21 protein-coding genes are annotated in these 23,296 nt (G+C 65.3%); 13 read left to right on the forward strand and 8 right to left on the reverse strand.

Annotated elements, in window-relative coordinates; all coding sequences use genetic code 11:
* Positions 1-117 precede the first annotated feature (117 nt).
* Both fdx and iscX read left to right on the forward strand, forming a co-directional pair.
* Positions 118-459 carry an ISC system 2Fe-2S type ferredoxin gene (gene fdx / locus ACREXZ_RS18825; RefSeq protein ID WP_431765627.1) on the forward strand — a complete coding sequence of 114 codons (342 nt, stop codon included), beginning with the start codon at positions 118-120 and terminating at the stop codon, positions 457-459.
* 15 nt (positions 460-474) lie between these two features.
* A complete protein-coding gene (gene iscX, locus ACREXZ_RS18830) occupies positions 475-672 on the forward strand; it encodes a Fe-S cluster assembly protein IscX (RefSeq protein WP_431765628.1) in 198 nt (65 codons plus the stop codon).
* A gap of 127 nt (positions 673-799) precedes the next feature.
* On the opposite strand, the gene ACREXZ_RS18835 is transcribed toward iscX, so the two are convergent.
* From ACREXZ_RS18835 to ACREXZ_RS18855, 5 genes are all read right to left on the reverse strand, one after another.
* Positions 800-1,501: a glycine zipper 2TM domain-containing protein gene (locus tag ACREXZ_RS18835; RefSeq protein WP_431765629.1), complete on the reverse strand. Its 702-nt coding sequence runs from the start codon at positions 1,499-1,501 to the stop codon at positions 800-802.
* Between the two features lie 304 nt (positions 1,502-1,805).
* Positions 1,806-3,332, reverse strand: coding sequence for a lysine--tRNA ligase (gene lysS, locus ACREXZ_RS18840; RefSeq protein WP_431765630.1), 1,527 nt, complete (start codon positions 3,330-3,332; stop codon positions 1,806-1,808).
* 116 nt (positions 3,333-3,448) lie between these two features.
* Positions 3,449-4,553 (reverse strand): peptide chain release factor 2 gene (gene prfB / locus ACREXZ_RS18845; RefSeq protein WP_431765631.1). Its coding sequence is split into 2 segments (ribosomal slippage): positions 3,449-4,471 and positions 4,473-4,553, totalling 1,104 coding nucleotides; the frame shifts between segments, so codons are not numbered across the junction.
* A 104-nt stretch (positions 4,554-4,657) separates the two neighbouring features.
* The gene (gene recJ, locus ACREXZ_RS18850) at positions 4,658-6,364 is read right to left on the reverse strand and encodes a single-stranded-DNA-specific exonuclease RecJ (RefSeq protein WP_431765632.1); all 1,707 of its coding nucleotides are present in this window, start codon (positions 6,362-6,364) and stop codon (positions 4,658-4,660) included.
* A gap of 28 nt (positions 6,365-6,392) precedes the next feature.
* On the reverse strand, positions 6,393-7,499 hold the full coding sequence (locus tag ACREXZ_RS18855; protein WP_431765633.1) for a regulator: 1,107 nt from the start codon (positions 7,497-7,499) through the stop codon (positions 6,393-6,395).
* Between the two features lie 315 nt (positions 7,500-7,814).
* Between ACREXZ_RS18855 and ACREXZ_RS18860 the strand changes: the two genes are divergently transcribed.
* The 9 genes from ACREXZ_RS18860 to ftsB all read left to right on the forward strand — a co-directional run bounded on the left by ACREXZ_RS18860 (position 7,815) and on the right by ftsB (position 19,017).
* Entirely contained in the window at positions 7,815-9,068 is a 1,254-nt protein-coding gene (locus tag ACREXZ_RS18860; RefSeq protein ID WP_431765634.1) for a lipoprotein-releasing ABC transporter permease subunit, read from the forward strand.
* Positions 9,069-9,099: 31 nt separating this feature from the next.
* On the forward strand, positions 9,100-9,813 hold the full coding sequence (gene lolD, locus ACREXZ_RS18865) for a lipoprotein-releasing ABC transporter ATP-binding protein LolD (RefSeq protein ID WP_431765766.1): 714 nt from the start codon (positions 9,100-9,102) through the stop codon (positions 9,811-9,813).
* Positions 9,814-9,860: 47 nt separating this feature from the next.
* On the forward strand, positions 9,861-10,649 hold the full coding sequence (locus ACREXZ_RS18870) for a TatD family hydrolase (protein WP_431765635.1): 789 nt from the start codon (positions 9,861-9,863) through the stop codon (positions 10,647-10,649).
* Positions 10,650-10,751: 102 nt separating this feature from the next.
* Complete coding sequence (locus tag ACREXZ_RS18875) at positions 10,752-13,205, forward strand: DNA internalization-related competence protein ComEC/Rec2 (RefSeq protein WP_431765767.1); 2,454 nt, start codon at positions 10,752-10,754, stop codon at positions 13,203-13,205.
* Between the two features lie 101 nt (positions 13,206-13,306).
* On the forward strand, positions 13,307-14,110 hold the full coding sequence (locus tag ACREXZ_RS18880; RefSeq protein WP_431765636.1) for an alpha/beta fold hydrolase: 804 nt from the start codon (positions 13,307-13,309) through the stop codon (positions 14,108-14,110).
* A gap of 294 nt (positions 14,111-14,404) precedes the next feature.
* Positions 14,405-16,078: a CTP synthase gene (locus ACREXZ_RS18885; protein WP_431765637.1), complete on the forward strand. Its 1,674-nt coding sequence runs from the start codon at positions 14,405-14,407 to the stop codon at positions 16,076-16,078.
* Positions 16,075-16,929, forward strand: a complete 855-nt coding sequence (gene kdsA / locus ACREXZ_RS18890; RefSeq protein ID WP_431765638.1) for a 3-deoxy-8-phosphooctulonate synthase — start codon at positions 16,075-16,077, stop codon at positions 16,927-16,929. Before ACREXZ_RS18885 ends, kdsA begins: the two co-directional genes overlap by 4 nt.
* A 247-nt stretch (positions 16,930-17,176) precedes the next feature.
* On the forward strand, positions 17,177-18,460 hold the full coding sequence (gene eno / locus ACREXZ_RS18895; protein WP_431765639.1) for a phosphopyruvate hydratase: 1,284 nt from the start codon (positions 17,177-17,179) through the stop codon (positions 18,458-18,460).
* Positions 18,461-18,549: 89 nt separating this feature from the next.
* Entirely contained in the window at positions 18,550-19,017 is a 468-nt protein-coding gene (gene ftsB / locus ACREXZ_RS18900) for a cell division protein FtsB (protein WP_431765640.1), read from the forward strand.
* Positions 19,018-19,116: 99 nt separating this feature from the next.
* Here ftsB and ACREXZ_RS18905 read toward each other — a convergent pair whose 3' ends face one another.
* The 3 genes from ACREXZ_RS18905 to ACREXZ_RS18915 all read right to left on the reverse strand — a co-directional run bounded on the left by ACREXZ_RS18905 (position 19,117) and on the right by ACREXZ_RS18915 (position 21,148).
* A complete protein-coding gene (locus ACREXZ_RS18905; RefSeq protein WP_431765641.1) occupies positions 19,117-19,512 on the reverse strand; it encodes a hypothetical protein in 396 nt (131 codons plus the stop codon).
* 86 nt (positions 19,513-19,598) lie between these two features.
* Complete coding sequence (hslO, locus tag ACREXZ_RS18910; RefSeq protein ID WP_431765642.1) at positions 19,599-20,549, reverse strand: Hsp33 family molecular chaperone HslO; 951 nt, start codon at positions 20,547-20,549, stop codon at positions 19,599-19,601.
* A gap of 74 nt (positions 20,550-20,623) precedes the next feature.
* Positions 20,624-21,148 (reverse strand): gamma carbonic anhydrase family protein, encoded by a 525-nt coding sequence (locus ACREXZ_RS18915; protein WP_431765643.1) that lies wholly within the window; start codon positions 21,146-21,148, stop codon positions 20,624-20,626.
* A gap of 226 nt (positions 21,149-21,374) precedes the next feature.
* Between ACREXZ_RS18915 and ACREXZ_RS18920 the strand changes: the two genes are divergently transcribed.
* Positions 21,375-22,238 (forward strand): ferritin-like domain-containing protein, encoded by an 864-nt coding sequence (locus ACREXZ_RS18920; RefSeq protein WP_431765644.1) that lies wholly within the window; start codon positions 21,375-21,377, stop codon positions 22,236-22,238.
* A gap of 83 nt (positions 22,239-22,321) precedes the next feature.
* The gene (locus ACREXZ_RS18925) at positions 22,322-23,206 is read left to right on the forward strand and encodes an alpha/beta fold hydrolase (protein WP_431765645.1); all 885 of its coding nucleotides are present in this window, start codon (positions 22,322-22,324) and stop codon (positions 23,204-23,206) included.
* Positions 23,207-23,296: the final 90 nt, after the last annotated feature.

The following is a 23,296-nucleotide window of genomic DNA, read 5'->3' on the forward strand; positions in this document are numbered from 1 at the left end:
GATGTGCCTGCACGAAGGTGCCAGACGAAACACACGCGTGTGCCAAAACGGCATGCGCGACCAGTAAAATGACGTGGAGCCGACCTGGCGGCCGCGTCGCGGACTAACGGAATACGTATGCCTCAAATCGTTGTGCTGCCTCACGTCGAACTGTGCCCCGAAGGCGCGGTGATTGACGCCGTACCGGGCAAGAGCATCTGCGACAATCTGCTCGACAATGGCATCGAGATCGAGCACGCGTGCGAAAAATCGTGTGCCTGCACGACGTGTCATGTGATCGTGAGAGAAGGGTTCAACGCGCTCACGCCGTCGGAAGAAGATGAGGACGATCTGCTCGACAAGGCGTGGGGGCTCGAACGCGAGTCGCGGCTGTCCTGCCAGGCGATCATGCCGGAAAGCGAGGATCTCGTCGTCGAGATTCCGCGCTATTCGATCAATCATGCGAAGGAAAATCACTAACAGGAGCGAGCTGCCATGAAGTGGACTGACACGCAGGACATCGCGATGGCGTTGACCGACAAGCACGCGGACATCGATCCGCAGCAGGTGCGCTTCACCGATCTGCACCGCTGGGTGATGGAGCTGGAAGGTTTCGACGACGACCCGAACCGGTCGAACGAGAAAATCCTCGAGGCGATCCAGGCCGCGTGGATCGAGGACGCGGATTACTGAGTCAGGCGGTTTTCTCTGCAGGCCGCAATAAAAGCAAAAGGCGATTCCGTGAGGAATCGCCTTTTTGTTTGCCTGCTGCTTTGATCAGATCCCGATCATCATGATCGGGAGCGAATCAGAAGCGCACTCAGCCCGCAACGATCGTGCCGTTTTCGATGCGCACGCGCTGACCTTGCTGGAACGGCGGCGGCGACGCATACGTGAAGTAGCGCGTATGGCCGTTCTCCATCCGCACGCGGACCGAGTACGACGTCGTGCTGCGCAGATGCTTCTCGACCGAGTTACCCGCGAACCCACCGCCCAGCGCGCCGAGAATCGTCATCGCGGTACGACCGCCGCCGCGGCCGAACTGGTTACCCACGACACCGCCGGCCACCGCACCGCCGACCGCGCCGATCCCGGTTCCGTGACCTTCCTGACGAACCGCCGAAATCCCTTCGACCGTGCCGCAGGACTGGCAGTACGCTGGCTGAACCGGCTGCTGTTGAGCGTATTGCGGCGCCTGTTGAGCCGCATATTGCTGCGTCGGCGCAGGCGCACGCGGTGCCTGTGGTTGTTGCTGTTGCTGCTGCTGCGCGTAGGCGGCTGGATTGGCCGGCGCCGCGGAATCGACGACCGCCTGCGATGCCGCGGCAGGTGAAACCTGCGCGGCCTGCGTCTGGTCGGTCTGTGCGTCGGTACTCGACGCCTTCGGGAACATGCCCGTGACGGCCGCGGTGGCCGCGAGGCTGGCGACGATCACCGCACCGGCTGCGGTCGCGACGAGCGGGTGCATACGGCGTTTCGAAGTGTTCTGTTGCGCGGGTTGCGTGTTGTTCAGGTTGTCCATGATTGGCCTCCGTCTCAAGCAGAGTCGAGTGTGATCCAGACTAGTGTCGGACACGTACGAATCGGCGGGGTTTCAATTTGTAACGAAATCCGCAGCACGACCGATGCAAGCCGCGTGAACGGGCACTCGTGGGCCTGCGGAGCCTTGAATTCTCACGATGTTTCGAGCGGCTGCGCGCACGCTGACATCGGTGTATCGGTAGGCTTTTACCGATAGTTACAAACCATAAGAAGAAAAGGGCGGCCGGATGATCCGGCCGCCCCTTCGAACGCTGCGCGATGCTGCCACAACTCGCGCCCGCGCGTTAGTCTTCGCGGCGCAGGTGCGGGAACAGGATCACGTCGCGGATGCTGGGGCTGTCGGTCAGCAGCATCACCAGACGGTCGATGCCGATCCCGCAGCCGCCGGTCGGCGGCATGCCGTATTCGAGCGCGCGGATGTAGTCGGCGTCGTAGTACATCGCTTCCTCGTCGCCGGCATCCTTCTGGTCGACCTGCTTGCGAAAACGCGCGGCCTGGTCTTCCGGATCGTTCAGCTCGGAGAAGCCATTGGCGATTTCGCGGCCCGTGATGAACAGTTCGAAGCGCTCGGTGACACCGGCGAATTTATCGGACTCGCGCGCGAGCGGCGACACTTCGATCGGATAGTCGACGATGTAGGTCGGCTCCCACAGCTGCGCTTCGGCGGTCTCTTCGAACAGCGCGAGTTGCAGCGCGCCGACTCCTGCGTTCAGGAACTGCGGTTGCGACGCGTCGACGCCGAACTTCTTCAGTTCGGTGCGCAGGAACGCGGCATCGCCAAGCTGTGCATCGGTGTATTGCGGCGCGAATTTCTGGATGGCCTGGTTGATCGTCAGGCGATGGAACGGCTTCGACAGATCGAGCTCGCGTCCCTGGTACGTGATCGTTGCACTGCCGAGCGAGTCGATCGCGGCCTGACGGATCAACTGCTCGGTGAAGTCCATGATCCACGCGTAGTCGGTGTACGCCGCGTAGAACTCGATCATCGTGAATTCCGGGTTGTGCCGGACCGACACGCCCTCGTTGCGGAAATTCCGGTTGATCTCGAAGACGCGTTCGAAGCCGCCGACCACCAGCCGCTTCAGATACAGCTCGGGTGCGATGCGCAGGGACATCTGCATGTCGAGCGCGTTGTGATGCGTGGTGAACGGCTTGGCCGCCGCGCCGCCGGGAATCGGGTGCAGCATCGGCGTTTCGACTTCCATGAAGTTCGCGTCGGCCATGAACTTGCGGATCGACGACACGGCCTTCGTGCGCGCGATGAACGTCTGGCGCGTTTCCGGCGTGACGATCAGGTCGACGTAGCGCTGGCGGTAGCGAATCTCCTGGTCGGCGAGACCGTGGAACTTGTCCGGCAGCGGACGCAGCGACTTGGTCAGCAGACGCAGTTCGGTGCAGCGCACCGACAGCTCGCCCTTGTTCGTGCGGAACAGCACGCCGCGCGCCGCGACGATATCGCCCCGGTCCCACTTCTTGAAGGCGTCGTAGGTGGCTTCGCCGACGTCGGCAGCTGTGATGAAGAACTGGATCTCGCCCGACCCGTCGCGCACGGTCGCGAAACTGGCCTTGCCCATCACGCGCTTGAGCATCATCCGGCCGGCCAGCGCGACGTCGAGCGGACTTGCTTCGAGCGCTTCCTTGTCACTGCCGGCGTACTGCGCCTGCAGATCGGCGGCGTGGTGAGTCGGACGAAAGTCGTTCGGGTAGGCGATGCCCTGCTCGCGCAATGCGCGCAGCTTTTCACGGCGCTCGGCAATGAGCTGGTTCTCGTCAAGCTCGGCGCCGGCATTCGGCTGATTCGGTTCGGTCATGATGGTTCGGTAATCGGGAAGGTCCCGCAACGGCAGTAAAAGTGCACGCTACACGGCTTGGGTGACTTCAATGACTTCTGTTGGGGCGGCCGCACGCTGCGCCGCCCCGTGAGACGTCAGACGCCCTGTTTCAGGCTGGCGCTGATGAACGGGTCGAGATCGCCGTCGAGCACGCTCTTCGTATTGCTGATTTCGACGTTGGTGCGCAGATCCTTGATACGGCTGTTGTCGAGCACGTACGAGCGGATCTGGTGACCCCAGCCCACATCGGTCTTGCCCGCCTCGAGCTTGTCCTGCTCGGCCTGGCGCTTGCGGATTTCCGCTTCGTACAGGCGCGATTTCAGCATCGCCATCGCTTCCGCGCGGTTGCGGTGCTGCGAGCGGTCGTTCTGGCACTGCACGACGATGCCCGACGGAAGGTGCGTGATCCGCACCGCGGAGTCGGTCTTGTTGATGTGCTGACCGCCCGCGCCCGACGCGCGATAAGTATCGATGCGCAGGTCGGCCGGATTGATGTCGACCTCGATCGAGTCGTCGACTTCCGGGTACACGAACACCGACGAGAACGACGTGTGCCGTCCGCCCGACGAATCGAACGGCGACTTGCGCACCAGCCGGTGAATGCCGGTCTCGGTACGCAGATAGCCGTACGCATATTCGCCTTCGACCTTGATCGTCGCGTTCTTGATGCCTGCGACGTCGCCTTCCGATTCTTCGAGCACTTCGGTCTTGAAGCCCTTGCGCTCGCAGTAGCGCAGATACTGGCGCAGCAGCATCGCGGCCCAGTCGCACGCTTCGGTGCCGCCGGCACCGGCCTGGATGTCGATGAATGCGTTGTTGGGGTCGGCCGGGTTCGCGAACATCCGGCGGAATTCCATGTCGGCGACGCGCTGTTCGAGCCCGGCCGCATCGGCCTCGCACGCGACGAGCGTGTCTTCGTCGTTCTCTTCGCGCGCCATGTCGAACAGATCCTGCGTGTCGCGCAGATCGTTATCGAGCGCGAACAGCGTATCGACGACGCCTTCGAGCAGCTTCTTTTCCCTACCGAGTGCCTGGGCGTGCTTCGAGTCGTTCCAGACGTCCGGGTCTTCGAGTTCCCTGTTGACTTCGACTAGACGTAAAGCTTTGGTGTCGTAGTCAAAGATACCCCCGTAGCTCGCCCGCGCGATGGCGCAGGTCTGCGAGGGAGCTTTCGATCGCGTTGAGGCGTTCCGCTTCCATGTGGGTCTTCTTGCTTCCGATGCTGTAAAGAGGGCGAATTATAGCCCATCGGGCCCGCCTCACGGGTCTGGCTCACCGCGTTGGCTGTCGCTTCAGGCAGCGTTTCAGCCGGCCGCGTGCTCGACGATCAGCTGCACTCGCGACACGCCATTCCACGTATCGCACGCGAGCCGGTAGGCGAGGGTCGTCCGGGCGGGCAGCGTCTCGGTGTGATTAAACCAGATCGCGTTGAAACGCTGCCGGCCGCGCAGCAGCTGCAGCTTCAGATGCCGGTCCTTGACGAGTGCCTGCGACGCCACGTCGAATTCGCCGGAAAACACTGGCGCCGGGAACCCCTGGCCCCACACCGCGGCCTCGATCAGCTCGACGAACTGCGGCGTGAAATAAGCGTCTTCCAGATCGCCGTCGGTTTCGACGGTGCGCGCAAGCGCGTCGTCCGACAGCCACTCGCGGGCGACCGCTTCGAACGCGGCCGAGAAGCGCGGCACGTCGGCGGCGGCGAGCGTGAGGCCGGCAGCCATCGCGTGGCCGCCGAACTTCATGATCAGACCCGGCTGGCGCTTCGAGATCAGATCGACCGCGTCGCGCAGATGGAAGCCGGGGATCGAGCGGCCCGAGCCCTTGACGAGTTCGCCGCGATCGTCGGCAGGCGCGAACGTGAACGACGGCCGATGAAATTTTTCCTTCAGCCGGCTCGCGACGATGCCGATCACGCCCTGGTGCCAGGTCTCGTTGAACAGCGTGATCGTCGCTGCGCCCTCGGGGTCGACCTCGGACAGATCGGCGAGCGCCTGCTGCTGCATGCCGGCCTCGATTTCGCGCCGCTCGCGGTTCATCCCGTCGAGCTGCTGTGCGAGTTCCCATGCACGGCCGATGTCGTCGGTGATCAGGCATTCGATGCCGAGCGACATGTCCGACAGCCGGCCCGCCGCGTTCAGCCGCGGCCCGAGCGCGAAGCCGAGATCGAAGCCGGATGCGCTGCGCGCGTCGCGGGCTGCCGCGCGAAACAGCGCGGCGATGCCCGGTTGCATGCGGCCGTTGCGGATGCGCTGCAGCCCCTGCGCGACGAGTACGCGGTTATTGCCGTCCAGCTTCACGACGTCGGCGACCGTGCCGAGCGCGACGAGATCCAGCAGGCCGTCGAGGCGCGGCTCCGGCCGTGCGTCGCCGAACGCGCCGCGGCGCCGCAGTTCGGCGCGCAGGGCGAGCAGCACGTAGAACATCACGCCGACGCCCGCGATGCATTTGCTCGGGAACGTGCAGCCCGGCTGGTTCGGATTGACCATCGCGCGCGCGGCGGGGAGGGTGTCGCCGGGCAGATGGTGGTCGGTGACGAGCACGTCGATGCCGAGCGCGTTCGCCGCCTCGACCCCATCGACGCTCGCGATGCCGTTATCGACGGTGATCAGCAGATCGGGCTTGACCGAGGATCGCGTGGCCGCCAGCGCGACGATCTCGGGCGTGAGTCCGTAGCCGTATTCGAAGCGGTTCGGCACGAGGTAGTCGATCTGCGCGCCGAACATCCGCAGGCCGCGCACGGCGACCGCGCAGGCGGTCGCGCCGTCGCAGTCGTAGTCCGCGACGACCAGCATGCGGCGACCGGCGGCGAGCGCATCGGCGAGCAGCGCGGCCGCGTCGTCGCAGCCCTTCAGCGCGCCGGGCGGCACGAGCCGCGCGAGGCCCGTTTCGAGCTCGTCGGGGCGGCAGACGCCGCGTGCCGCATAGAGCCGCGCGAGGACCGGATGCAGGCCATGCCGGGCCAGCACTTCGGCGTCGGCGGGAGGGCACGTGCGCGTAACGATTCGAGTCATGCGGGCAAGCTGCCGGAGAGTCGTGAAGTCATTCGATGAACAGCGACGCGAATACGCGGCGTCGCCAGAATTTGCGCAGGTCACCGCGGGTCACCGCGAGCGTGACCGAGCCGGTATCGCCGCACAGCGTGAATTCGAACGCGCCGAGCTGGCCGGTCTGCAATGCCGCGAGCGCCGGCGCGAACCAGTCGCGCTCGAGTGCTGCGAACGCATCGTTCCAGCGGGCCCAGTCCCGCTCGAGAAACGGCGCGGACAGCGGATCGAGTTCGACGAGCGTGTTGTTAGTCGATGCCGTAGTCGACGCTTCGAGCGCTGCAAACGAAGCCGGCGCGTCGCCAACTGGCGTACCCGCCGCGAGCGCGAGTCCGCGCGTGGCCGCGGCCGCCGACAGTACCCGCGCAAACGGACTCGTCACCGATTGCGCCGCGCCCTGCGCATGAAACCAGATCGAGTTGACGGCGGGCAGCCCACGCGCCTCGCGTGCTTCGTTGACCGGATGCTCGAACCACGCCATCTGCACTTCGTTCTGAAGCTTCATCCACATCCGTGAACGGGCGCCGGTATGCGCTTCGTGAGGTAGCCAGATTTCGATGTTGCGGCCGCTCGCGCGCAGCGGCGATGCGCCCGCGAGCGTACCGAACGCATCGCTCGACAGATACCAGCGCGTCGGCTGTGGCGCCTCGATGCGCACACCGAGTTCTTCGATCAGCGGCCGCGCGAGTGCAAGCAGCGTCGCGGCTTCGTCGTCGGACACGTCGAGCGACGCGGGATCGATCAACACGAGATGGTCGTGTGCGATGCGCACGTGGACCGGTTGCACGCAGGCCCACGTCGCGCTGCCGGGATCGCCGCCGTCGGCGAGCAGCATGTAGGGGGCCAGAGGGGCTTCGTCGGTAGCGGCTGCAGCGTTGGCAACGTCAGCGACCGCGCCGAAGCGCTTCGCGATCCAGCGTTCGTGCGGCAACGTGCGCTGGAAGTCCTCGCCGATCACCCGTTCGACTTCGGTCGCCCGTGAGATCAGCCGGGCCAGTGCCGGGTAAGCCGTGCCGGACAATGTGGCGGATGCGTCGGCCGCGGCGGGCAGCGCGAAAGGCAGCAAAAGATGGAGGCGGTCGACATGCATGATGCTGCGCATTGTATGGCAAACTTCGCGGTTGATCGGTGTATCGGCGGTGGCGCACGAGTCCCGAAGGAACCATTAGGCCCTCCCGGCACCCGAAGCAACAGGCGCCTTGTTCAGCAGGCTGGGACGACGCACCGGTAAACAGCCGTAAGATCCCGGCGAGAAAATACAACGCGGCACGCACGGCATGACACGCAACAATAGAGCAACAGTAAAAAGCAACGGCAGGGGCGGTATCCGGGGGCAACGGTGGTGCGCGGTCAGGGCCGGTCGCGCTGCACCACGGCATACCGCGCCGACGGCCGTAGAACGCAGATAAGGATTCGCTTGAAATTTCCCTACGAATGGCAGATCGGCTGGCGCTACACCCGCGCTGGCAAACGCACGACCGGCAACGGCTTCATTTCTTTCATCGCGCTCGTGTCGATGTCGGGCATCGCGCTCGGCGTCGCGGCGCTGATCGTCGTGCTGTCGGTGATGAACGGCTTCCAGAAGGAAGTGCGCGACCGGATGCTGTCGGTGCTCGCGCACGTCGAGATCTTTTCGCCGACCGGCTCGATGCCCAACTGGCAACTGACCGCGAAAGAAGCCCGGCAGAACCACGAGGTGATCGGCGCGGCGCCTTACGTCGAAGCGCAGGCGCTGCTCACGCGTGCCGACGCGGTGAGCGGGGTCGCGCTGCGCGGCGTCGAACCGTCGCTGGAGCCGGAGGTGTCGGACATCGGCAAGGACATGAAGGAAGGCACGCTGAACTCGCTGACCCCTGGCGATTTCGGCATCGTGCTTGGCGCCGATCTCGCCGCGAATCTCGGCGTGCGCAAGGACGACAAGATCACGCTCGTCGCGCCGGAAGGCACGATAACGCCGGCCGGCATGCTGCCGCGGCTCAAGCAGTTCACCGTGGTCGGCGTGTTCGAGTCCGGGCATTACGAATACGACAGCACGCTCGCGCTGATCAACATCCGCGACGCGGAGGCGCTGTTCCGGCTACCCGCGCCGACGGGCGTGCGGCTGCGACTAACCGACATGCAGCGCGCGCCGGAAGTCGCGCATCAACTGGCGCGCTCACTGTCGGGCGACCTGTATATCCGCGACTGGACGCAGCAGAACAAGACCTGGTTCTCCGCGGTGCAGATCGAGAAACGGATGATGTTCATCATCCTTACGCTGATCATCGCGGTCGCGGCATTCAATCTCGTGTCGTCGCTGGTGATGACCGTGACCAACAAGCAGGCGGACATCGCGATCCTGCGCACGCTCGGCGCGCAGCCGGGCTCGATCATGAAGATCTTCGTCATACAGGGCGTGACGATCGGCTTCGTCGGCACGGCGACCGGCGTCGCGCTCGGCTGTCTGATCGCGTGGAGCATTCCGTGGCTCGTGCCGATGATCGAGCATCTGCTCGGCGTGCAGTTCCTGCCGCCGTCGGTGTACTTCATCAGCGAGCTGCCGTCGGAACTGGTCCCGAGCGACGTGATCCGCATCGGCGTGATTGCGTTCGTGCTGTCGTCGCTTGCCACGCTGTACCCGAGCTGGCGCGGTGCGAAGGTCCGTCCGGCGGAGGCGCTCCGCTATGAGTAATCTCGATCTCGACCAGAAGCGGCCCGATACGATGTCCGGCGATGCCAGCAAGTACCCCTACGTGCTCGAAGCGTTGAGCATCTCGAAGTCGTTCGTGCAGGGCGGCCTGAACGTGCAGGTGCTCGACAACACCGCGCTCACCGTGCATCGCGGCGAGAAGCTCGCGATCGTCGGCGCGTCGGGCTCCGGCAAGAGCACGCTGCTGCATGTGCTCGGCGGTCTCGACGATCCGAGCGCGGGCCAGGTGTCGGTGATGGGCAAGCCGTTCACGAAGCTGTCCGAGCGCGAGCGCAACGACCTGCGTAACCGCGCGCTCGGCTTCGTCTATCAGTTCCATCATCTGCTGGCGGAATTTACGGCGCTCGACAACGTCGCGATGCCGCTGCGCATCCGTCGCCTCACGACCGAGGCCGCGCGCAGCGAAGCACTCGCGATGCTCGATCGCGTTGGGCTCGCGCATCGTGCGAAGCACCGGCCCGGCGAACTCTCGGGCGGCGAGCGGCAACGCGTGGCGATCGCCCGCGCGCTGGTGACGAAGCCCGCGTGCGTGCTTGCCGACGAGCCCACGGGCAATCTTGACGGCGGTACCGCGGACACGGTGTTCGACCTGATGCTCGAACTGTCCGAAACGCTCAATACGAGCTTCGTGATCGTCACGCACGATATGGAACTCGCGGCGCGCTGCGACCGCATCATGCGGTTGCGCGACGGCGTGCTGCACGAGGAGCCGAAGGTCTCGGCCTGACGTTCGACGTTTCGTTTGACGTTTCACCCTGACGGGGAGCGCCGCGCATGTGGATCGATACGCACTGTCATCTCGACGCGTCGGAATTCGACGCGGACCGTGACGCGGTCGCCACGGCGGCGCATGACGCGGGTGTCGCGCGGATCGTGATTCCCGGCGTCGCGCGCGACCACTTCTCGCGGGTCCGCGAGCTCGCGCATCGGGTGGCGGGCGGCGCGTACGCGCTCGGCATCCATCCGCTCTTCACGCCGCAAGCGCAGGACAGCGACCTCGACGCGTTGCGGATGGAGATCGAAGCGAGCCTCGACGATCCCCTGTTCGTCGGGCTCGGCGAAATCGGTCTCGACTATTTCGTCCCCGGTCTCGACGACGAACGTCAGCAGTTCTTCTACAACGAGCAACTCAAGCTTGCGCGCGAATTCGATCTGCCGGTGATCTGTCACGTGCGTAAATCGCAGGACCAGGTGTTGAAGGGGCTCCGTCGACATGGCGTGCATCGCGGCATCGCGCACGCGTTCAACGGCAGCTTCCAGCAGGCGCATGCGTTCATCGATCACGGCATGCATCTCGGCTTCGGCGGCAATCTCACTTTCGAGCGCGCACGGCAGATTCGCCGGCTCGCGGAGCAGTTGCCGCTCGATGCGCTCGTCGTCGAAACCGACGCGCCCGACATCGCGCCCGAATGGCTCTACCGGCAGCGCAACACGCCGGATCAGGTGCCGCGCATCGGTGCGTGCCTCGCGCAACTGCGCGGCATCGGCGAAGACGAACTCGCCCTCGGCACAACGGCTAACGCGCACGTCGCGCTGCCCCGGCTCGCCCGATCCTCCGCATAATCGTCCGCAGCGGGCCGCGTTCTCGCGACCGCTGCGGTGAGCTTCGCTTGCCGTTTTGTCGTCGACGCGGCGACCGCTGTCGACGGCGAGCGGGGAGGGCGAGTGCGGGCGGTGTGGTGCGGGTTTGCGTTGGGCGTGATGGTCTTGCAGCAGCAGGCAGCGTTGCCGTCGGCGACAGCGTGGGGCATGCTGATCGCGATGGCAATCGCGGGCGTGAGCGTCGCTGTGTGGCCTTGCGAGAAGGCTCGCGTTTATTTTGGCGCAAGTGCGCTGATGTTCGCCGCTGTATGTATTGGCTTCGGCTATGCAGCCTGGCGCGCGGAACTGCGTCTCGCGGCGGGCTTGCCGCACGCCTGGGAAGGGCGCGACATCGACGTGACCGGCTATATCGACGGCCTGCCTTCGGTCGATGAAAACGGAGTACGTTTTCTATTCCACGTCGATACGGTCGCCGCACCGATTCCCCATTTTCCGCGCACGCTGCAGCTATCGTGGATCGCCCGCGATGCGCCGCCGCCCGCACTGCCGCCCGGTTCGCGCTGGCGTCTGCCGGTGCGGCTCAAACGGCCGCACGGCAACGCGAACCCCGGCGTGCGCGACGCCGAGGCCGCTTGGCTCGAACGCGACGTGCGCGCGACCGGCTACGTCAGCGCACCCATTCGTGCAATGCGGCTCGCAGGCGATGCGCACAGCGTTGGGGTGACGATCGATCGCTGGCGCGCCGCGCTGCGCGCGCGGATCGATACAGTGCTCGCGGATGCACCGCATCGCGGGATCGTCGTCGCGCTCGCAGTCGGTGCGCAGGACGCCGTGAGCGCGGACGACTGGAAAGCGATGCGCGATACCGGCACGAGTCATCTGATCGCGATCTCGGGTTTGCATATCGGTCTTGTCGCGGGCTTCGCTGCGTGGATGGTGGGCGGCGTGTGGCGGCGCTCAGGCTTCGTCGGCCGCAACTGGGCGTTGCGCGTGCCGGCGCAGAAGGTCGCGGCGCCCGGCGGCGCGGCGTTCGCCGCAGTGTATGCAGCGCTGGCCGGTTTCAACGTACCGGCGCAACGCACATTGTGGATGCTAACGGTCGTCGCGCTGGCATTCGCGAGTGGCCGCACGGTCCCGGCGTCGGTCGTGCTCGCGTGGGCGCTCGGCCTCGTGCTGCTGATCGATCCGTGGGCGGTGCTGTCGGCGGGATTCTGGCTGTCGTTCTGCGCGGTCGCGGCGATCCTGTTCGCGCTGTCCGGACCGTCGCATCGCGTGGTGCCCAATGAGACGATCGAGCATGAGTCTGTTGTCCGGCGCTTCGTGCGGCGCAGTCTGCGCGTCTGGGCGAATCATCTGCGCGAAGGCTCGCGCGTACAGTTCGCGGTGACGATCGCGCTCGCGCCGCTCACCGTCTGGTGGTTCGCGCAGATTCCGCTCGTCGGGCCGCTCGCGAATGTGTTCGCGGTTCCATGGATGAGTCTGCTCGTCACGCCCGCGGTGCTCGTGGGTACCGCGCTGCCCGCACCGCTCGATGCATTTGCGTTCGACGTCGCACACGCACTGCTGCGCGCGCTGATGCCGGTTCTGCAATGGCTCGCCGCGCCGAAGTGGGCGCTGTGGTTTCTGCCGCGGCCGGGCATCGGTGCGCTTGCGTGCGCGGCGCTCGGTGTCGCGTGGTGCCTCGCGCCGCGTGGCTGGCCGCTGCGGCCGGCGGGGGCGCTCGCGTGCCTGCCGCTGCTGTTGCCGCCGCCTGCCGGGCCGCCACCAGGCACGTTCCGGCTGACCGCGCTCGACATCGGGCAGGGCTCGTCGATCCTCGTCGAGACCGCGCATCACACGCTGCTGTTCGACGCGGGGCCGGGCGCGGAGTCGACCCATGCGGGCGAGCGCATCGTCGTGCCGTTCCTGCAGGCGCACGGCGTGACGACGCTCGACGCGCTCGTCATCAGTCATTCGGATTCCGATCACTCGGGCGGAGCGTCGGCGGTGTTCGACAACATCGACGTGCGGCAACTGCTCGCGTCGTTGCCCGGCACGCATGCATTGTGGAGCCGCGCGATTGCGGTGGGCGCCGACCGCGTGCGCTGCGCCGCGGGGCAGCACTGGCAGTGGGACGGCGTCGACTTCGCGATGCTGTGGCCGGACCCGGGTCCGCTGCGCGGCAGTCCGAACGACCAGTGCTGCGTACTGCGCGTCAGCATCGCGGCGCCGAACGGCGCGCCCGCGCTGGCCGCGTTGCTGGCCGCCGATATCGAGGCGCCGGTCGAACGCACGCTGCGCGGGCGCGATCCCGCCGCGCTGCGCGCGCAGGTGCTGCTCGTGCCGCATCACGGCAGCCATACGTCGTCGACCGAGCCGTTCCTCGATTCTGTCGGTCCGCTCATCGCCGTATTTCAGGTAGGCTATCGCAACCGTTTTCATCACCCGCATCCCGGCGTGTTCGCGCGTTACGAGGCGCGGCACATCGAGCTCGCACGCAGCGACGACGACGGTGCGGTGACGGTCGAGGCGGCGGGTACGACGCTGTCGCTCGATCGGTACCGCGATACGCAGCGGCGCTACTGGATGGGCCAGTGATTGGGCAAGCGATGGCGCCGCGGCGGTCAGCGGGCGGACACGCCGCAGTTTGGGTTAGGGGTCAGGGTTCAGCACCGCATTCAGAACGGAGACAGCCGCAGTTGAAAAACATCATCCACTTCTCGCACGCAAACGGTTTTCCGGCGTCGACCTATCGAACGATCTTCGCGGAGCTGTCGGACGACTACGAATTGCGCTTCATCGAGCGCATCGGTCACGACACGCGCTTTCCGGTCACGCGGGACTGGCCGCATCTCGTCGAACAGCTGCTCGAGGACATCGGCCGCACGTACGAGCAGCCAGTGTGGCTCGTCGGCCATTCGCTGGGCGGCTATCTGTCGCTGATGGCTGCGCTGAGAAAGCCGCAGTGGGTGAGGGGCGTGGTGATGCTCGATTCGCCGGTCATCGCGGGCTGGCGCAGCAGCATGCTGCGCGTGTCGCAATGGACCGGGCTCGACGAGCGGCTGTCGCCGGCCGCGGCCACGCGCACGCGCCGCACGCACTGGACGAGCCGCGAAGAGGCATGGCGGCATTTCCATTCGAAACCGGCGTTCGCGCGCTGGGACGAACGCGTGCTGTCCGACTACATCGATTTTGGCATTCCGCAGAGTTCACCGGACGGCTCGCGCGCGCTCGCGTTCGACCGCCGCACCGAATACCGGATCTACCGCACGTTGCCGCATACGGTCGGTGCGCGGCTCGCGCGTGGGGCGCCGGTGCCGGTCGGGTTCATCGCGGGCACGCATTCGAAGGAGATCCGCCAGGCGGGTCTCGATGCGACACAGCGGGCGACTGGCGGGCATCTCGAATGGATCGAAGGCAGTCATCTTTATCCGATGGAAAAGCCGATCGAAACCGCGCGGGCAATTCAGCGGATGCTGCGCGAACTCGAACACCGCGCGTAGCAGAGCGGGGAGGTGGGAAAGCGGCGGGTTCTCCGCCTGCGAATACGGAGCGTGGTGCACGTCGTGATGCGCATCGATAGCAGGCCTGCGACGCGCCAGTGCCACGTGCACAGCACGTAGACACGCCCATTCTGCAATCTCAAAATGAGGGTGGAGGAAGGCCCTGCCGTACACGTCCGAACGGTCGTGCCGCGCATCGCGCCAGACTGCCCGAAGTGCACCGGATGCCCCGCAGATTGCTGGGTTGGGGCCCTGCTTTACGGTATAATCCGTTTTTCCCGCGAGCATCCAGCGATGACCAAATATGTTTTCGTCACCGGCGGCGTAGTGTCTTCCCTCGGCAAGGGTATTGCCGCCGCTTCTCTCGCCGCGATCCTCGAATCGCGCGGCCTCAAAGTCACCCTCCTCAAGCTCGATCCCTACATCAACGTCGACCCCGGCACGATGAGCCCGTTTCAGCACGGCGAAGTGTTCGTGACGGAAGACGGCGCGGAGACCGATCTCGACCTCGGCCATTACGAGCGCTTCATCAGTACGAAGATGCGCAAGGCCAACAACTTCACGACCGGCCAGATCTACGAATCGGTGATCCGCAAGGAACGCCGCGGCGATTATCTGGGCAAGACGGTGCAGGTCATTCCGCATATCACGAACGAAATCCAGGCGTTCATCGAACGCGGCGCGGCATCCGCGACGTGCGGTGAGCCGGACGTCGCGATCGTCGAGGTGGGCGGCACCGTCGGTGACATCGAATCGTTGCCGTTCCTCGAAGCCGCGCGGCAGATGAGCCTGCGCATGGGGCGCAACAGCGCGTGCTTCGTGCACCTCACGCTCGTGCCGTTCATCGCCACGGCCGGCGAACTGAAGACCAAGCCCACGCAGCACAGCGTGCAGAAGCTGCGCGAAATCGGCATCTTCCCGACCGTACTGCTGTGCCGCGCCGACCGTCCGATCCCCGACGACGAACGCGCGAAGATCTCGCTGTTCTCGAACGTGCCGGAAGACGCGGTCATTTCCGTGTGGGACGTCGACAGCATCTACAAGATTCCGCAGATGCTGTGCGACCAGGGGCTCGACAAGATCGTCTGCGAAGAACTCAAGATTGCGCCGAAGCCGGCCAACCTGTCGCTATGGGCCTCGCTCGTCGACAAGCTCGAGAACCCGCAGCACGAAGTGACGATCGGCATGGTCGGCAAGTACGTCGATCTGACCGAGTCGTATAAGTCGCTGATCGAAGCGCTGCGTCACGCGTCGATCCATACGTCGACGAAGGTCAACATCGAGTACATCGACTCGGAAGAGATCGACGCGAACGGCGTCGACGGCCTCAAGCATCTCGATGCCGTGCTCGTGCCGGGCGGCTTCGGCCGGCGCGGCACCGAAGGCAAGATCAAGGCTATCGCCTACGCACGCGAAGCGAAGGTGCCGTACCTCGGCATCTGTCTCGGCATGCAGCTCGCGGTGATCGAGTTCGCCCGCGACGTGGTCGGCCTCGCCAATGCAAACAGCACCGAATTCGATCCGGCCACGCCGAGCCGCGTCGTCGCGTTGATCACCGAGTGGTACGACCGCGACGGCAAGGTCGAGAAGCGCACTGAGGAATCCGATCTCGGCGGCACGATGCGGCTCGGTTCGCAGCGCTGCCCGATCAAGCCCGGCACGATGGCCGGGGAGATCTACGGCAAGGACGTGAACGAGCGCCATCGCCACCGTTATGAAGTCAATAACCGCTTCGTACCCCAGCTCGAAGCGGGCGGCCTTATCATCAGCGCGCGTACCCCGAGCGAGGATCTGCCGGAAATGATGGAACTACCGCGCGATATGCATCCGTGGTTCGTCGGCGTGCAGTTCCACCCGGAATTCACGTCCACGCCGCGCGACGGTCATCCGCTCTTCAAGTCGTTCGTCGAAGCGGCGCTTGCGCACCAGCAGTCGCACACGGTGAGCGAAGTGAAGGAGAAAGCATGAAACTCTGCGGGTTTGAAGCCGGCCTCGACAAGCCGTTCTTCCTGATCGCGGGCACGTGTGTCGTCGAATCCGAACAGATGACGATCGACACCGCCGGCCGGCTGAAGGAAATCTGCGCGAAGCTGGGCGTGCCGTTCATCTACAAGTCGTCGTACGACAAGGCCAATCGAAGCAGCGGCAAGTCGTTTCGTGGCCTCGGTATGGACGAAGGGCTGCGCATCCTGTCCGAAGTGAAGCGCCAGCTTGATCTGCCGGTGCTGACCGACGTCCACAGCGAGCACGAGATCGAGCAGGTCGCTGCCGTCGTCGACGTGCTGCAGACGCCGGCGTTCCTGTGCCGGCAGACCGACTTCATCCACGCGTGCGCGCGCTCGGGCAAACCGGTCAACATCAAGAAGGGCCAGTTTCTCGCGCCGCACGACATGAAGAACGTGATCGACAAGGCACGCGACGCGGCCCGCGAAGCGGGGCTGTCGGAAGACCGCTTCATGGCTTGCGAACGCGGCGTTTCGTTCGGCTATAACAACCTCGTGTCGGATATGCGCTCGCTCGCGATCATGCGCGAAACCGGCGCGCCGGTCGTGTTCGATGCAACTCACTCGGTGCAACTGCCGGGCGGACAGGGCACGAGCTCGGGCGGCCAGCGCGAATTCGTGCCGGTGCTCGCGCGCGCGGCGATCGCGTCGGGCATCGCGGGCGTCTTCATGGAGACTCACCCGAACCCGGCGGAAGCGAAATCGGACGGCCCGAACGCGGTGCCGCTGCACCGCATGGCCGATCTGCTCGAAACCCTGGTTACGCTGGACCGGGCGGTGAAGCGCACCCCGTTCCTCGAGAGCGATTTCAACTGATGCGGCATCCGCGGCGCGATCTCGCGATCTGCGCCGTGGATGAACCGATGGAGGAGAGGCGAACGGCCGGCGGCGATGCACGACATCGACACGCGGGTCCACGAAGATACGCAACGCGTTGCTCGACCGGGTTGACCGGCTGCGGCGCGCAGATGAACCGACGACCTTCAGCGGCGTCTGACGACAGACGCACGGCGCGAATGCAGTCGTCACCGGAAAGCATCCACCGTTATTTCTTGAGGAAACCATGAGTGCTATCGTAGATATCATCGGTCGCGAGATTCTCGATTCGCGAGGCAACCCCACCGTCGAATGCGACGTGCTGCTGGAATCGGGCACGATGGGCCGCGCAGCGGTGCCGTCGGGCGCATCGACCGGCTCGCGCGAGGCGATCGAGCTGCGTGACGGCGAAACTGGCCGCTACGGCGGCAAGGGCGTGCTGAAAGCGGTCGAGCATATCAACACCGAAATCTCCGAAGCGATCATGGGGCTCGACGCCTCCGAGCAGGCGTTCCTCGACAAGACGCTGCTCGAACTCGACGGCACCGACAACAAGTCGCGCCTCGGCGCGAACGCGATGCTGGCGGTGTCGATGGCCGTCGCGAAAGCCGCCGCGGAAGAAGCCGGCCTGCCGCTGTACCGCTATTTCGGCGGCTCGGGTGCGATGCAACTGCCGGTGCCGATGATGAACATCGTCAATGGCGGCGCGCACGCGAACAACAGCCTGGATATCCAGGAATTCATGATCGTGCCGGTCAGCCAGCCGAGCTTCCGCGAAGCGCTGCGCTGCGGCGCCGAAGTGTTCCACGCGCTGAAGAAGATCCTCGCGGACCGCGGCATGAGCACGGCGGTCGGCGACGAAGGCGGCTTCGCGCCGAACTTCGGCAGCAACGACGAATGCCTGTCCACCATTCTGCAAGCCATCGAAAAAGCTGGCTACCGCGCCGGCGAAGACGTGCTGCTCGCGCTCGACTGCGCGGCGAGCGAGTTCTATCACGATGGCAAGTACCAGCTGGCGGGCGAAGGCCTGCAGCTTTCGTCGGCGGAATTCACCGACTACCTCGCGACGCTCGCCGACAAGTTCCCGATCGTGTCGATCGAAGACGGCATGCACGAAAGCGACTGGGCCGGCTGGAAGCTGCTCACCGACAAGCTCGGCAAGAAGATCCAGCTGGTCGGCGACGATCTGTTCGTCACGAACACGCGGATCCTGAAGGAAGGCATCGAGAAGGGTGTCGCGAACTCGATCCTGATCAAGATCAACCAGATCGGCACGCTGACCGAAACCTTTGCAGCGATCGAAATGGCGAAGCGCGCCGGCTACACCGCAGTGATCTCGCACCGCTCGGGCGAAACCGAAGACTCGACGATCGCCGACATCGCAGTCGGGCTGAACGCCGGGCAGATCAAGACCGGCTCGCTGTCGCGCAGCGACCGTATCTCGAAATACAACCAGCTGCTGCGCATCGAGGAAGATCTCGGCGATATCGCGAGCTACCCGGGCAAGTCGGCGTTCTACAACCTGCGTTAAGCGTTGCAGCCGTCATCCTTCATTTCAGCATCGACCCGCCGCCCTGCGTATAGCGCAGGGCGGCTCGTATTATCTGCACTCCCTTTTTCATGCGGCTCGTCACTGTCGTTCTGATCGTTCTGCTGGCGCTGATCCAGTACCCACTCTGGTGGGGGCATGGCGGCTGGCTGCGCGTTCACGAACTGCAGCAACAACTCGGCGAACAGCAGAAAAAGAACGCCGATGAAAAGGTGCGCAACGAACGGATCGAGGGTGAGGTGCAGGATCTGCAGAACGGCACGTCGGCCGTCGAGGAACGCGCGCGTTACGAGATGGGGATGGTAAAGGACAGCGAAGTGTTCGTGCAGTTCGTGTCGCCGAACGCATCGAGCCCGGTGGCGAATACACAGACCTCACAGACCTCACAGACCTCGGCCACGTCGACGCGTGGTGTGATGTCGGCGGCACCGGTGCGCGTCGTGCCGAATCCGGAATCGCGCGCAAGGCCTGACCGCAAACATGCGGGCAAGAAGGGTAAGGACAGCAAGGATGCAAAGGGTGCGGTGGCCCAGCATTGATGGGACGACGGCGGGGCGGGTCGAGGTTCCCGGAAACGAAAAAAGCGCGATTTTCATCGCGCTTTTTTTATTGGCCAAAGCCGGGGACTACTCCTGACGTTACCAGCCCCATCCCCATCCCGGCGCATAGCCGTAGCCCACGCCCGTTCCCCATCCGCGGCCCCATCCACCGCCGCCGTAATAGCTGCCATAGACGCTTACCGGCGGACTGTAATAGCGCGCATACGCCTCAGCGGCAGCTTCGGCGGCCATCGACTGGTTCTGCTCGTTCAGCACCTGCCGGTCGATTGCGTCGTAGCGCTGGCGTTCCTGTTCGGTCAGCGGGCGGGCACCGTTCGGCAGCCCGGATTGATCTGCCGGCAGACGGCTATAGATCGGCGCGGGGCCTGGCGGCTCCAGCGCGCAGCCGGCAAGTGCCACGGCGCCGGCCGTCAGCGACGCGGCGATCGCCGCTCGGCGGCCCGGCAGCAAAAAAATGGAAAGAGGCGTTGTCATTTTTAAATCTCCCGTCGGCCGTGCCCGCGGCTGTTATCGCGTGGGCAACCGTCCGTCATACCTCACCCCACGCTGCGGCGACGCGATCAGTGCCGTTGCGTCGCGGCGGGCGTCAATCCTTCTGAGAGCCCGGTGGCGAGAAAAAGTTGCGCGACGTCAACCGGATCGAACTCGTACCGCTGATTGCAGTACTCGCAGTGGATTTCGACGTGGCCGCGCTCTTCGAGCACGCTGTCGACTTCCTCGCGACCCAGCATCTTCAGCATTGCACCGACCCGTTCGCGCGAACAGCTGCACTGGAAGCGCGCCGTGGCGGGCTCGAAGTGCTGCACGTTCTCCTGCCAGAACAGGCGGCGGAATACGGTGTCCGGCTCCTCGGTCAGCAGTTCCTCACGCGACAGTGTGCCGCCAAGCGTGCACACGCGCTCCCACGTGTCGGCGTCGAGTTCGCCCGGATGCGGGACGATGCCGCCGTCGCCGGGCAGCTTCTGCAGCAGCATGCCGACCGCGCGGTCGGCATCGGCAGCGAGCCACAGCCGCGTGTCGAGCTGCTCCGAGTGGTGCATGTAGTGTTCGAGCACCTCGGCCATCGATTTCAGCGGACCATCGACGCCCGACAGCGGCACGATGCCCTGATACGGCTGCTGGCCGGGCTGTTTGTTGAGCGGATCGAGCGTGATTACACAGCGACCGTGGCCACCCGCGTTGAGGAGCTCGATCAGCGTCACGTCGTCGCCGATCGTGGCCGCGACGTCGCCCGAGAATTTCGCGGTGGCGCGCATCGACAGATCCGAGCCGCACTGCACGACCAGCATCTTGACCGGCCCGTCGCCGAAAATCTGCATGATCAGCGTGCCGTCGAATTTCAGGTTCGCGGACAGCAGCGCGCACGCGGCCATCATTTCGCCGAGCACCGTACGTACGGGCGTCGGGTAGTCGCGGCGCGTCAACACTTCTTGCCACGTGTTCCGCAGCGAAACGATCTCGCCGCGCACCGGCGCCGCGCTGAAGATGAACTTTTGCAACTCGTCCTTCACAACTTTTCCTTGTCTAATGGCACGGCTGGTCGCCGCACCTGCACGCCATCGCGCGACCGGCACCTAATCTGCACTTAGCCGATCCGCACGAGCTGTGCCTTGAAATATTCGCGGCGTTCCACATAAGTCGCCGCGTTGCGCCGCATGCCGGCAATATCCGCGTCCGTCAGTTCGCGCACTACCTTCGCTGGCGCGCCGAGGATCAGCGAGTTGTCCGGAAACACCTTGCCTTCGGTTACGACCGCGCCCGCACCAACCAGACAGTTGCGGCCGATGACCGCACCATTCAAGACCACCGCCTGAATTCCGACCAGCGCGCCTTCCTTGATCGTGCAGCCGTGCAGCATCGCCTGATGGCCGATCGTCACGTTTGCTTCGATCGTCAGCGGGTAGCCGGGGTCCGTGTGCAGCACTGCGCCTTCCTGGATGTTGCTGCCGGTGCCGACCGTGATCGGCTCGTTGTCGCCGCGGATCGCCGCGCCGAACCAGACGCTGGCGTTTTCGTCGAGCGAGACCTTGCCGATGATCGTCGCCGTGTCCGCGACGAACACGCTTTCATGGATGGTCGGGGCTGCGCCGCCCAGCTTGTAGATTGCCACGGTGTCTCCTGTGCGTCGCGTGCCGCGCGGCCGGCGCCAGCACGCGTTCGCAGCGCCAGCGCGCTGCATCGTGATCGAATCGCGTATTGTAAACGGTTGTACATGCAGGCTGGGTGACGTGGGATCCGGAGGACCGGATGCCTGCGCAGGTTCTTCCGGCTGCCGCGCCGTATCGGCTTTCCTCTGCCTCTTTCTCGCAGACCGTGTTTCCGTCTGCCATGACGTCATGAGTTCTATCGCTTCCGTTGCTTCCGTTGGTTCCGTCCCGTCCGCGCCGTTGTGTGCGCGGACCGTCGCGCTGGTCGCGCTGCGCGAATCCGATCCGCCGGTGAAGGCGCGGGCCACGCGTCTGCTGCGCGAGCAGGTTGCGAGCGGCGCGGCGGTGTGTCTGCCCGACGCGGCGATCGCGGAGCCGAACGATCTGCCGGGACGGCCGGCCCGTCCCGAACTGGTCGAGCCGCGACGGCTAGGGCGGCGCAGTATGCAGTCGCCGGAAGGGCGCGCGGTGCTGCTGCACGCGCTCGCGCACATCGAATTCAACGCGATCAATCTCGCACTCGACGCCGTCTGGCGTTTCTCAGGCATGCCGCACGCGTTCTACGTCGACTGGCTGAAGGTCGCAGCGGAGGAGGCGCATCACTTCTCACTGCTCGTCGCGCGGCTCGCCGAACTCGGTCACGCGTACGGCGATTTTCCCGCGCACGACGGCCTCTGGGACATGTGCGACCGCACCCGCGACGACGTGCTCGCGCGGATGGCGCTCGTGCCCCGCACGCTCGAAGCGCGCGGGCTCGACGCATCGCCGCCGATTCGCGCGCGGCTCCAGCAGGCGGGCGATCACGCGTCGGCGGAGATTCTCGACGTGATCCTGCACGACGAGATCGGCCACGTGCTGATCGGCAACCGCTGGTTCCGGCACCTGTGCGACGAGCGGGGGCTCGATCCCCATCCGACCTATGTTGCGCTTGCCGACCGCTACCACGCGCCGAAGCTGCGTGGCCCGTTCAACTTCGCCGCACGGCGCGACGCCGGTTTCGACGAAACTGAACTGGCGGCGCTGGCCGCCTCCGACAACCCACCTGCAGACTGAGCGATCGAGCGATCCCTCCGGCACGCGGCAGCCGTGAGCGAAGCTGGCTATAATCGGACGATCGTTCTTTTTTTGGGTTGCTCATGAATACTTCCCTGTCCGAATTCGTTACCGTCCGTGGCGTCCGGCTGCACGTGCGCCGCTGGGGTAACGCGGACGCGCCCACGCTGTTCATGCTGCACGGCTGGATGGACGTCGCCGCGTCGTTCCAGTTCGTCGTCGATGCGCTCGGCGGCGACTGGCAGGTGATCGCTCCGGACGCGCGCGGCTTCGGGCTGTCGGACTGGCCGGTTGCGGCGAACGGCGGCGGCCATTACTGGTTTCACGAATACCTGTCCGATCTCGATGCGCTGCTCGACCACTACGCGCCGTCGGGCGAAGTGAATCTGGTCGGGCACAGCATGGGTGCCAATGTGGCGTGCATGTACGCGGGCGCGCGGCCCGAGCGCGTGCGCCGTGTCGTCGATCTGGAGGGCTTTGGCTTGCCACCGGCGTATGCCGCGCAGACGCCGCATCGTCTGCGGGCGTGGCTCGATGAAATGCGCGAGCCGCCGCGCCTGAAGCACTACGCGTCGCTCGACGATGTCGCCGCACGTCTCATCAAGACCAACGAACGGCTGCAGCCGCAGCGCGCGCGCTTTCTCGCGCCGCACTGGTCGCGGCCGGACGGCGAGGGCGGTTACATGCTGCTCGCCGATCCCGCGCACAAACTGCGCGGGCCGATGCTGTACCGGCTCGACGAGGTGATGGCGGTGTGGGCCAAGGTGCGTGCGAAAGTGCTGCACGTGGAAGCGGTCGCGTCGCCGACGCTCGCGCAGATTGCCGGCGAGATTCCGCTCGCGGAGTTCAAGGCGCGTTTCAGTGCCTTCCCGAACTGGCGCGAAAAAATCATCGACGACGCGGGGCACATGGTCCATCACGATCAGCCGGAGCAGGTGGCCGCGCTAATCGAGGCGTTCTGCGCGTGATGTCACTTCAGTGGTCACGCCAATGACTTTTTGCGCATAAGGCGCTGTAGGGGCGGCGTAAGCCGCTACGGAGATTGCCCGCGTCCGCGT

Source organism: Paraburkholderia sp. (genome assembly GCF_050742655.1).
Classification (GTDB): Bacteria; Pseudomonadota; Gammaproteobacteria; order Burkholderiales; family Burkholderiaceae; genus Paraburkholderia.